Origin of the sequence: Paenibacillus pectinilyticus, from assembly GCF_001700435.1 — a bacterium.
Lineage (GTDB): Bacteria > Bacillota > Bacilli > Paenibacillales > NBRC-103111 > Paenibacillus_E > Paenibacillus_E pectinilyticus.
The window spans coordinates 54,872-67,875 of record NZ_LYPC01000021.1 but is presented as its reverse complement, the minus strand read 5'-3'; the positions used below and the strand labels follow the sequence as shown (position 1 = coordinate 67,875).

General features: G+C 46.9%; 3 protein-coding genes. 1 reads left to right on the top strand and 2 read right to left on the bottom strand.

What is annotated here, in order from left to right:
• Positions 1-421 precede the first annotated feature (421 nt).
• Positions 422-3,331: a family 78 glycoside hydrolase catalytic domain gene (locus tag A8709_RS16340; RefSeq protein WP_065853437.1), complete on the bottom strand. Its 2,910-nt coding sequence runs from the start codon at positions 3,329-3,331 to the stop codon at positions 422-424.
• A gap of 143 nt (positions 3,332-3,474) precedes the next feature.
• On the opposite strand from A8709_RS16340, the gene A8709_RS16335 reads away from it, so the two are divergent.
• On the top strand, positions 3,475-4,347 hold the full coding sequence (locus A8709_RS16335) for an AraC family transcriptional regulator (RefSeq protein ID WP_065853436.1): 873 nt from the start codon (positions 3,475-3,477) through the stop codon (positions 4,345-4,347).
• Positions 4,348-4,395: 48 nt separating this feature from the next.
• Here the strand turns inward: A8709_RS16335 and A8709_RS16330 are convergent, their stop codons facing one another.
• Entirely contained in the window at positions 4,396-12,696 is an 8,301-nt protein-coding gene (locus A8709_RS16330; RefSeq protein ID WP_065853435.1) for a glycoside hydrolase family 94 protein, read from the bottom strand.
• Positions 12,697-13,004: the final 308 nt, after the last annotated feature.

The window sequence follows — 13,004 nt, the reverse complement described above, 5'->3', positions numbered from 1 at the left end:
TGTCCCCAGCGCTCTTTGAGCAGCTATATTACCAGCGGGTGGCTTAACTTAGTGACGTCTACTTTCTTGACAGAAGAGCAACCATGTAGTTATTTTTGACGATTTTTCTGTTTTGGATGAAATAACTGGAAATTATGGAGCTAATTTGGCGTCAAATTGAGAGTTTCATACAAAAACTCAATATTAGCATCATATTATCAAGTTAAATGTGATTTTCACTCGATATGAATGAAATTAGCTGGATTTTTTCCATTTAGATTGTTAAATCGTAAAATATAAACTTACTCATCAGGATCAGGAACGGTCGCAGACTTGCAAGTCGAATAAATCGACTACTCAGGAGAATCGGGCACGCCCCTGGCTGTAAATGAAAAAAGAGCTGTCCCTTATGTAATATCCATAGGAGACAACCCCTTTCCAACTATAAAAGCTCCAGCATTGTTTCACGGATGATACCTGTGTATCCCGCCGGAATATTAGCATGTACAACGATACCCTTCGGGTAACTGATATGGAGTTCCATCGTTTGACTGCTCTCATTCACAGTCCAGTCCACATCGATTCTTCCCCCCGCAGGATGTGGAACACTGCCCTTCGCCCACGTCAAACCGCTTGGTACAGGTGCAACTTCAATCTCTGTCCAGCCTGGAGCGAGACTTCGCACACCAAGTACTTCCCTGCCCAAGAAATAAGCAGGAGCGGATGACCAGGCATGACAATGGCTGCGCGTGAGCATATCGGGATTCGCACGATTTTCCAGAAAATTAGGATACTGTTCCCAACAGGTTGTTGCCCCGTGGCGAATCATCGTGCCATAATGATGCCGAATATCCGAAAGCACGCGTCCGACTTCACCCAATTTAGCCAGAGCTTCGTAATAGAAGAAGGACATAAACGGACTGCCAATTTGGACAAAATGGGACGGCGGGCTCAAGAGGTAGCTATCAATGATGGCTTTCCTGTCACCTCGTGCAACACCGGTTAGGGAAGCAACAACTTGTGTCTGCATACTCAACACATCTGAGCGTCTTCCATCCGCATGGATGCAGTCGATATACGCCATTTTCTCGTTGTCCCACAGATGCTCGTTAACAGCTGTCTCCAGATCTTGAGCCGCTTTATCAAGCGTCGTCGCGCCTTCCTGATCCCCCGAAATACGGGCCATTCTGGCTCCAACCCTGAGGGTATGCACGAGAAACATATTCTGATGAGACACAACGCCATCATTCGGTTGATCGATCGGCGACCAGTCGAGCAAGTTCCAGCCTTTGATATCAAAGAGACCACGGTCATCGATTTTATCCAAGTAATGCTGTAAGGTGAATTGGATATGTCCGTACATTTCAGCAGCGAATGCTTCATCCCCGGTCTGCTCATAGTATTCGGTACAAGCAATCGCCCAGAAGAACGTCCAGTTCGGAATCACACTGCTCCACCCGCTTGGTACTTGATCGGCGAATAGCGGAGTTTGGTGCTTGGAACCTGGTACGAGTCTTAAGCAGCGCTTAAGAATATCCTGCACCCCATACAGATAGTTGCTGACAAGCGCCTCATTTCGGCTGTCACCCACCCAGAATACTTGCTCATAAGCCGGACAATCCACGAATGTGTCTTCCATGCACAGCTTTGTCGTATGCCGGGAAATTTCCCAAATATCATTTAGAAGTTCGTCCGAGCAGGTAAACTGACCTACTTCCGCTACCGGGTAATTACTTTGGATCATGTTGACACTGTAGAGTTTAATCGGTTTCAGAGCCCCGCGTACAGTCAATGCGATATATCGGAAGCCTCGACGAATCGGCGTTTCATACCTTTGCCGTCCAGTTTGGCATACGTATCTGAGCGTATGGTCAAGCCCGAACATATCCTGCCGGTATTCACCAGACATATACTCGAAGCCATACCAATCCAATACGACACCCTCATCCGCTTCTACTTCAAAGGTTAGATAACCTGAATATTCCTTTCCTAAATCGAAGAGGACTTCCGTATCATATCCTTCAAATACAGGCACTACCGCTGCTTCCGCATGAGGAATGACAGCATTCTGCAATTGGGCAGGGACCACGTATCGAATGTTTTCTTTCCGCCAAACACTCAACGCAAAAACGTCAACTTCTGACACATACTTAATATCTACAGGTTTGATCCAATCTTGGAATCTATGAATATCAGCTGATTTTCTCAACTTCTCGCGCACCTCTAGATAGACAGGATGCTCAACTTCCAATTCACGTACGTGTTGGTGATCAAGCAATTCAACGGCGTCAAATGGTCCGATTCGTAACCAATCCGAAGCCTGCCCATCCCTATTTGCAACAGGGGACTGAAACGAAACCACATTGCCCTCATCCGCATACAAGCCGATTTGAAGCTTACCTGTATGAATATCACTAGACAGATCGATGAGCAATAGGTTATCTCCCGCCTGCAGAGTGACATCGACATAACGTTCTGGGGTAGAGCCATATATCCGACCGCTATCGATCCACTCGCCGTTCAGAGAGAGTGCCTTGAAACACCCATCGCTTTGAAGGAAGCCCAATGTGGCCTGACCCGCTTGAGTGGAATGGATCAAAGTAGCTGCATATCCGAGAAATTGCATGCGATTCGCATGTTCTTCGCTTCCATCCATCCAAGCGTTGCGAACATCAATTGTCGCAGTAACTTGAAATGACTTGATCTTCGCGAGGGATTCCACCCGAACAGGCCAAATGGTTTCCTCCGTCAGCATCGGTATGTCACGAGGTTTTAAAGCTGTCCAAGGCTCCATCCCAACAGGACCGAGTACTACTGAATTCGTCCAGTCTGCAGCATCATACGCCTGCTGTGTCCATGCCGAGTCCCACAGCGAAGCATCGACGTATTCCGCAAAAGCTTGCTGACAGGATGCCCGCGAAGCTCGGGTATGATGTCCGCGATGTAAAGAGGTGCTCCACGTAGCATCCGTCGCCGCGAGCACATGTCCCTCGGAATCGTTCACTTCCGCCAATAGTCCGCCGCGGCCTCGCAAGTAGTAAAAAGTTGAAACCCCGAAATGATTCACCAACATAGCTACAGTATTCATTTCCCCAGGTTGCAGCAAATGACCAATTTCATACGTATCATAGGCTAATTCAAATGGCCAAGAACGGACCGGCCCCCGCCCTATGCGTGTGCCATTCACAAACAGAACATATCGCGAATCCGCGGTGATTCTTAAAGAAATGCCTTTACTTCCCTCTTCTCCTGCCGGAACTTTGAAAGATTTACGAAAGCATCTCCATTCATTCCGCGGACTTTCTTCCCCTTCTCCCCAAATCCAACTTGCCTGCCATGTCGTCAACGTCATCCTCTAACATCCTCCTTACGTTCCTACCTCTTCTTTTTATTATAAAAAAAGGAGTTCGTAATGTTATAGGTTGATAACGACATTCTATGGGTATATGATGACTGTATCACAACCCTATCACAGCCCTATCAAAGGAGTTCATTATGCGCAGACCCGATATGCTCGTTGAAAAAGGCGAGGAATTTTTTACGAACGGTTTTTCTATCTTCGTCAACAAAGTCTACGAACGTTTCGATCTGCCTGAACATGTTCATGACTTCTTTGAAATCTGTTATGTTTGGGAAGGCAGCGGTTTTCACTATATCGGAGATCAGACAATTCGCGTGTCCAAGGGTGATTTATTTTTTCTCCCCATTGGTATCTCGCATATTTTCCGCCCTTCATCCCCACATCCGAACAAGCGGCTGATGATAGGCAACTGCATTTTTGACCAGTCACTTTTTCATTTTCTTACCTCTATACTGCCAGATCAGTACCAGATGTATCGGTTTAGTGATCTGGTTTCGAAGGGGGATCAATGGCTGCAAATGCGGGAACGCTCGGGGGAGTTCGGACATTTGTTCGACTCTTTGCATCATGAATTTCAGCGTAAGCAGACTGGCTATGAAACCATGATATGCGGTCTCCTGCTGCAGTTGTTCATTGGTATGGAGCGGTCTTTGGAGCAAAAAGATACCCCGTTCTCTCCCCAGCAAGACCGAATGGACGCTGTCCTGCACTATATGCGCAGCCATCTGTCCGAGAAAATTACGTTACCCCAATTAGCCAAAGAGATAGATATCGGCCCCCGGCAACTGCAGCGTATGATCGAATCTTATTCTGAAGGGTCATTCACCTCATTGCTCGCCCACGAGCGGATCAGCCAAAGCTGCCGGCTGCTGACAGATCCGCTGCATCGCGGCCGGTCTATTGCCGATATCGCGGCTGCCGTGGGTATTCAGGACCCGAAACGGTTTTATCGATTGTTTAAGGAACGGACTGGCGTGACGCCGGCGGCTTATCGTGCGGGGAAATAAAAAATTAGGTCCCAACCAACATATACGTTGATTGGGACCCCTTATAAATTATAGTGACAGGACGATTTGGTGGGATTCACTATCGTCATGTAACAGGATGTAAGGACCCTCCTCGATAGTGAACTTTTTCATATCGGCGTCCTTTCCATCCATCGACAACGTTGTTTGTCCACTAGACTTTTGTGAAGGATTTTTGACAGTGATGTGGTACACTGTGCTTCCAAAACGGTAGTTGGCGGCAAACTCCGGCCATTCTTTTGGCATACATGGGCGGATGTACAACCGTTCTCCCCTGCGGCGCAGGCCGATAATCCATTCAATTCCAGCTTGGTACATCCATCCTGACGCGCCTGTATACCAAGTCCATCCAGCATGACCTTTATGAGGTTCTTCGGTATACACATCTGCAGACATGACATAAGGCTCACCCACATATTTACGCACTTCTGATGACGTTTTCGTATGCATAATGGGGTTTAACATATGGAACAGCTCGAACGCTTTGTCTCCTTCTCCAAGCCCACACCAAGCAATGATGCTCCAGAGCACACCGTGTGTGTACTGGCCTCCGTTCTCACGGATACCTGGTGGATAGCCCTGAATATAGCCAGGACTTGGATCGGTTTGATCAAATGGCGGATACAGAATATGCGCTACCGACAGGCTTCGATCCACAAGTTCTCGATCAAATGAACGCATAGCTTGCAAAGCTTTGTCTGGCTGCGCCATGCCAGAGATGACAGACCATGATTGCGCGATCGCGTCAATCTGGCACTCCGCATTATGGATGGACCCAAGCCATTGTCCAGCATCAGTGAATGCTCGTCGGTACCACTGACCATCCCACCCTTTTTCATTCAGCGAATCCGCAAGCTTCTGCTGGATGTGTAGATAATTTGCTGCTCGCTCGTTTTCTCCGCGACGTTCACTCAATTCAGCCATTCCTTGTAAAACATTACCCAAGAACCAACCTAGCCACACACTTTCTCCTCGCCCTTCAGCGCCAACCCGACTCATCCCGTCGTTCCAATCTCCAATTCCGATCAAGGGCAGTCCATGCTCACCAAAACGTAAGCCTCGGTCAAGCGCACGCAAGCAGTGCTCAAAGATCGTACCACTTTGCTCGGATAACACGGTCGGCTCATAACGTTCATGCTCCTTTTCGCCCAAAGGTTCGCTTCGAAGAAACGGAACTCTTTCATTTAGAAGGCTCTCGTCTTCCGTATGTTCCATGTACCTGACAACCGCGTACGGCAGCCACAACAAATCATCGGAAAAACGAGTACGAATGCCGCGGTGCGTTTCTTCATGCCACCAATGTTGAACATCTCCTTCTTCGTACTGGTGGCTCGCGTGAAGTAGTATTTGCGCCCGTGTGAGATCGGGACGACTATGGAGCAACGCTAGTGAATCCTGTAGTTGATCACGGAAACCATATGCGCCACCTGCTTGATAAAATGCAGAACGCGCCCACATCCGGCAAGAAAGGGTCTGATATAGCAGCCAGTTGTTCAGCATGATATCCATCTCAGGACAAGGGGTCGAAACTGTAATCGTACTCATGGCATCATCCCAAAACTTGATCACATCCTCGAATGCCTGATCGCAAACAAGCGATTGACGATACTTCTGTGTAAGCTGAACAACGGATTCACGCGAATCTTCACAGCCTAGTATAATGTAAACGATTTGTTCAGAATTAGGCTCTATCACGAATTTGGTTTGAATGGCTCCACACCCCTCGTACGTAGGCCCTGTTGCGCCTGACAAGTGAAGCCGGTCCATGACAGCAGGATGATCAAGACTGCCATTCCGGCCAATAAATTCCAAGCGGTCTGCTGTCCATGACAAGTCCATATTGGGAATAACACTAGCTGCCGGATGAATCGTTAGAAAAGCGGTCGCATCACGAAAATTTTCTTGATACGTATTTCGTGCCATAAGTACTTCATTCTCCGGATCCCAATCCGTGACAATGAACGAAGCATTCCCTTCACGGTGTACACCAAGCACCCATTCAGCATAATAAGTCGCCGATAACCTCCGCTGCTCGGAAGTGTTGTTGTACAGCCGCAATTTAATCACTTTAACTGGATCATTCAGCGGAACATAAACGGTCATTTCTTGTTGAAGACCGTGGCTTTCATGAAGATAACGCGTATATCCGCGACCATACACTACCTTATACGTGGAATCCATTTGCTCGCGAGCTGATGTTAACGACCAATACGCCATACTTTCCTCGTCCCGCAAGAAGCATACTTCCCCTGGTTGGTCGATGGCGGGATCGTTCGACCATGGTGTTAATTTACATTCGCGGCTATTACGCCACCATGTATATCCGGTGTATAGTTCTGATGTCATACAGCCGAATTTCGGGTTAGCCATCACGTTAATCCATGGTGCTGGCAGGTAATTACCATTTTTCAGTACGATGTGGTACTCTCGGCCGTCTGCTGTAAAACCTCCCCAACCGTTGAAGAAGAGAAGATCATTTGTTTCGACTGGTTTAGCCGGTGCAAAACGGTTTGTTGATGCCGTTATCGGGACCAGTTCAGCTAGTGTGTGGTTAGGCACAAATGCTTTTAATTGCGCCTTCAGACTTGGACCATCTGCACGTAGCACAATACGGGATACAGCGAACAACAATGACCTGTCACCCTCCACTAATTGAGAAGCTGGCAGGATATGCACACTGCCTTGTCCTGCAGCCTGTCCGCCAACGATTTGTTCCACCATACGCCGAAGGGCATCCTGTAAATCTTGCTGATATCCCTCTACGGATTCATTCAATATGACAAGATCGATGAACAGCCTATTATGACGCAAGTACTCGAATCCAACGATTAACTTGTTAACAAAAGATAAATTCATTGTATCTTCGACCTGTATCATGACAATAGGCAAATCACCAGAGATTCCATATGCCCAGAGTCCTTGTTGTCCCTTTTGGTTAACAGCAATACTGTTTGCACGCTCTGGATTCAGAGGAGCAGTATACAGCGTACGACCCGCTAACAGTTGAAAAACAGCCAAATCCGCAATAGTTATATGTAAATGCTGCATTTCAATTTGACTTCTCGTCCATGCAAGTTGAAAGGATCTCTCGACTTGTTGGTTCATGGATAACTGCTCAACCATATCGATCGCTTGTTCTTTCGACTCCGCAACGCCAGTTAGAGCTGTCAATTCGACTCGTTCACCAGGCTGCAGTGTTATTCGTCGTCGCATAATAAATGCAGGATCTGCCACCGAACCAACTGTGCCGCCCAGTCGGGTTGCGATGCCACTAGGCCTAGATAACTTATATCCCCTGCCTACAAATCGGGCTCGATCTGTTTCATACTCCACAGGTCCAAGTGACTTGTCGCCAGTTGTTAACGTATGGAATGCCCACACTGATTTTTCCCCACCATCGCGAGGACGTTTACGAGCAAGCAGGCATTCTGTATCCGCATCGAATTGCGTTTCAATGAATAATTTGGTGAAAGCCGGATGTGCTTTATCTGCATCATGAGGTGCTAATGCAATTTCGAGAAATGTCGTCACCTCGATGATCCGCGCTTCACTCCCCTTATTAGAAAGCGTTAACCGACGAACTTCGGCATTCGCTTCAGGTGACACACATATATCAAGAGTCGTGTGCACATCCTCTTCCTCACTTAGGAACGTGGATCGCTCCTGCGAGAATTGCACTCGCTGTTTGCGTGACGGCTGACGGCATGGTTGAAAAGTCGGAGACCATACTTTATCCGAAGCGACATCCCTAATATACATATAGCTTCCCCACTGGTCCGTCACTGGATCTTCCCTCCAGCGTGTTACGTCCATGCCTTCAAACCGGATGAATCCGCTGCCGCTGTTGGAGATCATCGCTGTGAGCGATCCGTTCGAATGTACATTCACCTCGGGAACCGCAGTATCCGCAGAATCATATTCACGCAGAGGGGCAATATGTGCCGGTTTCGGTTTTTCAATCCTTGACTGCCCGGATAATTCTCGTTTTATGATGGAATCCCGTGAAGGAATCCGCTCTTGTAACAAAAGTTCCGCCGCCTGCACACGTTTATCGCGATGAAAATGATCATACATTTTACTTGGCAGTAGTACATTGGCAAGCGTCAGTAAGCTCATTCCTTGGTGATGTGCCATAAAGCTTTGGATGATCTTGCATGTATCACCTTCAGGCATTCGCCCAGGGGTAAAGTCAATAGCCTCATAAAAGCCATATTTGCCGCGCGCGCCTAGTTTTTCCATTCGAAGCAAATCGTTCAGGCCTTCACGCAGCGCAAAAGGAAGTGCCATCACGGTCGCATAAGGCGCGAGAACCAGATCTTGTTCAAGTCCGCGTTTAAAACCTAGGCCTGGAACGCCGAATGCCCGATACTGGTAATTCATTTGATAATCGAACGCGTAATAACCGGATTCCGAGATACCGAAAGGAACACCCCGTTCACGCGCATATTCAATTTGCCGATTCACAACTCCTCGATACGTACTTGCCCAGATCGAGTTCCGATAAGAGCGCATAATCAAGCTTGGCATCAAGTATTCAAACATCGTACCGGACCACGAAACCAGAGTCGTCTGATTCCCTTGCCTTTTTGCCGTTCGACCGAGTGCTAGCCAATGGGATACGGAAACTTGCCCTAGAGCAATCGCTACGAAGCTTGTTTGTCTGGCTTCAGAAGCTAACAGGTCATATAGAATGTTATCCCGTTGGTTCGATGAGGCATGGTAACCCAGAACGAAAAGTTTGGCTTTATAGTCATAAAGCGGTCTGAAGTCGGTCTCTATAATTAATGCTTCGAGACGATCCATCAGCTTGTAGCCGAGCGTTACCCAATCGCTAGAGGCTACTTGAGGCGATGAATAGCTGTCCTTCTTCGCTTGATTCAAAGCAAGATGATCTTCCAGTCCAAGGTGTGTCATTTCTTCAGGACTTGTTTGATCAAGGTCAACGGAAAATTCAACATTCAGGCCCAAATTACCACTTATATCTGACGAAAATCGCTGTTTGCTTGTTGTGAAATCAGTCTTTAGCCAATGGGCTAGACCTTGCTTTACCGTCATTAAACTAGCAACGAAATTTCCCGAATCAACTGTTGAGACATAGGCTGGCGGCAGTACACCAAGGGAAAGGGTATCGTACCAGTTGTAAAGATGCCCGTTCCATTTGTCTAACTTTTCGACAGTACCAACAGTCCGTTCTAAACGCTCCACAAGCTCAGGTGTATCAATAAACCCGAAATCCCGAGCAGCTAGAGACGCTGTTAGCAAAAAACCAATATTGGTTGGAGACGTACGATGTGCAACACCATTTGGAGGATCCATTTGCACATTATCCGGTGGCAGAAAGTGATCCTTAGGACCAGCATAATCCTCATAGAATTCCCAAATTTGTTTAGCTAACACACGCATCTGGTCCTCTTCCACAGCGGTGAATTGCAGCTCTTCCTGCGCAATCGGCTGGTTCAACCAGCGGACAGCAATAGGAGCTAACGCCCAAATCAAACAGAGCGTGAAACCCATCCATCTTAATCCTGTATTCTGCTGCATCGCTACAGCGCAAGCAAACAGGATAATTAATCCATATCCGCCGCTTGCACCCAGCAACAACGACTGTTGTTTCCCCCTATTTCTTCGTTCAATCTGAGAAGAACTTGTCCATTCAAGCATACGACGTTTGCTAATCGACAATCTGTATAGGGTCTTACCAATCGCATCGAGAAGAACAGCGCTTTGAAATGGTAAGGTCAGAATATTTATTAGCACGTGTAAACCCGTAGATAACACCCTCCGGGGATGCCAAATGGCTGTCTTCATATGAACAAGTTGCCGGATCATCGGCAAGAGCATGGTTACAAGAATGAAAACAACCCAACCAACCGAGGATCCAGGCAGCACACTGAAACCAAGTGCCAATATGAGGAGATAAATAATTGGAAGCAGACTGCGGCGCAAATTATCGATCATTTGCCAACGTGTAATCGCGGACAAATCAACAGGCCTTAATGCTCCCCGTCGGTCGCAAACACGAGGAAAAAGCCAACAGAGCATCTGCCAATCTCCTCGGACCCATCTGTGCATGCGCTGCTGATAAGAAAGAAAACTTGCCGGGTGGTTATCGATCAGTTCAACATCCGATAGCAACGCAGCCCGCAGAAAGCCTCCTTCAAGCAAATCGTGGCTAAGTACTGTATTTTCAGGAATACGTTCGCATAATAGTTCTGCAAATGTATCCACATCAAAGATGCCTTTTCCCGTAAAAATGCCTTGTTCCATTGCGTCCTGATACGGATCTGATGCTGCAAAAGCATATGGATCTAATCCTGGCTCCGAACAAATGTAAGCAAATCTCGATTGCATGGCCGACTCATAACTAGTTCCAATTCGCGGCTGCAGTACTCCGTATCCTTCTACGACTCTAGTTCGCGCTTGATTTAAGCGTGGTCTGTTATAGGGAAGGTGAAGCGTACCAATCATCCTCTGAGCGCTTCCCATCGGCAGCTGTGTATCCGCGTCCAATGTTATGATGTAGCGAAATGGCGGTAGAACTACCCCATCACCTATCAGGGATTCGAAGCTCGTCTCTTTACTTCCTTTCAACAACTCAACGAATTCCACCAATTTCCCGCGTTTCCGTTCCCATCCCATGAAGACTTCCTCAGCAGGGTTCCATTTTCTGCGGCGCTGGAAGAAATGAAAGGTTGCTCCTTCTGGAATCGCATACCTCCCGTTAAGTGTCGCAATTCTTTCTTTGGTAAAAGCAACAAGCGCATGGTCTTCTTGAAGCGTTTCCTGCGCGGCATCCGTAAAATCACCCAAAAGAGCGTAATGAATGTTCGGATCCCGGTTGGCCAAATAATGAATTTCCAGACGATTGGTGAGCTCTTCCGCTTCCTCTGTTGTGGACCAAATGGCAGGAATGACAACCATTGTGGTTGCAGTCGAAGGCACTCCGTTCGAAAAATCATAACGCAGCAGAGGCCGAGGGCGTATCGTCCGCTCGATGCCAAAGTGGAGCCAAGTAATGACCCATTCGCTTACAGGAAGGGAAAGCATAAGCAAAACAACTCCCCAGCCTACTGGTGTTAAGCTACGTGCACCGCCAATCCAAGCACTAGTGGCAAGAAGTGCAAGCACGAACAATCCGATTAACAGAGTTAAGTAGGTACCCGTTGCTCTCTTTGCAATACCTGTTCCGCGCACTGGTCTAGTCTCGCTGCATAATCGCAAGGAATGTTCTAACTTCTTGATCCCAGCTGGATCAAATAAAAAATAAGCCACAAACGTCGATCGTGGTGGGTCAATTCCCTTATTTCTTTGCTCGTCGCCCCACTGTTCATTCTCTACCTTGGAAAGTGCTACTGCATGACTTGCGATCAAATTTTCGGGTAAACGCAAACGGTGTGCTAATTTTTCAACCCGATTAAGGATCTCGTTCCTGCTATAAGAATCAAGAAGCGAATAATCATCCGTACGATCTTGGCGAAGCGTTTGATCCAGCAAGCAAATGCGTTCGAATAGGTTATCCCAATCCATACGCTCATTTTTTCGCAAACTACTGATCAAATTACCTGCCTTAACTTGAAAGGCTGACTGTAGCTGAAGCTCGTAAGATACAATGCGGTCCAGATCAATCGAACTATTCTCTAACTTGCAAACTAACCATTCCCGCACGGTCGCGGAATCCTCTGCCCATTCCCGCAAGTGACTAATCAAATGGACGATCCAAGGGCCTGATAGCGGAGCTTTTTGCTCGGCTTCGTCTAATATTGCGTTAATCGTCTCTGGATTTAACTTGGAAGGTTCTATTCTTGAAAATAACTGTTCAACTTCTACGCAAATCTCGCGTCGTTCCCGGACAAGTGACATGGTTTCTGATAACCTTCCGATCAAAGTCATCCGAAGTATGAGTGAGATGGCACAGGTCTCAGCAAGTCGCAAAGCTGATACTTCTTGGTATGCGTTCAAATAGGAAGCCAGGGTTTCCTCGTCCAATATACCGTCAACTTGTTCCAAATAATCTTCGCAAAGCGTTTGGATACGAAAAGTCCCCTTCTTTTGAAAGCTAGGTAAGTAATCAAAAGAGCGGTTGGAAAAATTAGCTTTCACCTCTATTGCTTGTTCCTCAATGAATTCAGCATTATCCAGCAGCCATTCTTCTGCAGGTAAAGCACAACTTGCAGGGCTGTTCTGCAACGAGAATACGAAATCCCTTAAGCTCTCTATGTCACTCTCAAATTGATTCCATATGTATTTGGGGTGAACTCGCATTACTGTTGGTGTGTGCTGTAAGGCGAGTTCACGTGCTCTTTGACAGATTTTATCCGTATTATTTATCATTTGCCCCTCCGGAGATCAGTTTCTACAATTTCTTGTCTTACTGTCGTCCGGTACAACGAGGATTCCGGGACAATCAAATTATTCCCAGTTTTGTATAATATCATTAGTGCTTTTTAAGATTGTATTTCTGTAAACTTATTACATCATGTCAATTGATTAAGAAGGATACCCTTAGAATGTAATGATAAACTGTCAATGTAGCGTAAAATAGCCCCCATCTGAAAAAAAATCAGTTGGGGGCTATTTTACGTTTACGACCTTAATATAGTGTCATCAGTCAGTCGGAGGTATCTTTCGGAAACTCCCTT